The following is a 660-nucleotide window of genomic DNA, read 5'->3' as shown; positions in this document are numbered from 1 at the left end:
GCTTGGTGTCGCACTCAGCCAGATGGCGCGCGATGTCGTCGTACATCGCCAGCGCCTGGCGCAGCACGAACAGGTGCTCCTCGCGCCAGTTGCCCGTCAGCGCCTTGGTGATTTCCTCGGCACTGGCCTTGACTCGGCTATGACGGTGGCGCGCCAGTACCTTCGCGTCGCGCTCGCCGGCAACGATGGCGCGGATGATGGCTTGGCCGGTGCCGCCCATGACGTCGGTGAGCACCTCGGTGAGTTGGATGTTCATCTGAACCAAGGCCTTCTGCATACGCTGCACCCAACTGGCCTGTTCGACGAGCAGCACCTCGCGCTGGCGCGCCACCGCGCGCACGACGCAGACTTCGCCATCAGGGCGCCACGCGGCGCGCAGGAACCCCAGGCTCATGAGCTTCTGCAGCCACTGGCAGTCCTGCACGTCGCTCTTGCGTCCGGGCACGTACTTCATCTGTCGCGCGTCGACCAGCCAGACCTTCAGACCGCGCTGCTCGAGCACCTCGTACACCGGAATCCAGTACACCCCGGTGGATTCCAGTGCCACCGTATCGACGCCGCACGCGATCAGCCAGTCGGCCATCGCATTCAAATCGTCGGTCATCGCGCCGAACTCGTGCACCGATTCCTCGGCCAAGTGCTGCGGCACCGCCACCCAGT

1 protein-coding gene is annotated in these 660 nt (G+C 65.6%); it reads right to left on the bottom strand.

What is annotated here, in order from left to right:
- Window positions 1–660: IS110 family RNA-guided transposase (locus tag AC1DTN_RS38035; RefSeq protein WP_477925325.1), on the bottom strand; the 660-nt coding region annotated here is incomplete at both ends.

This window comes from Rhizobium sp. 01T444, from assembly GCF_056398305.1.
The sequence above is the reverse complement of the archived record's forward strand: the minus strand, read 5'-3'. Positions and strand labels throughout refer to the sequence as shown.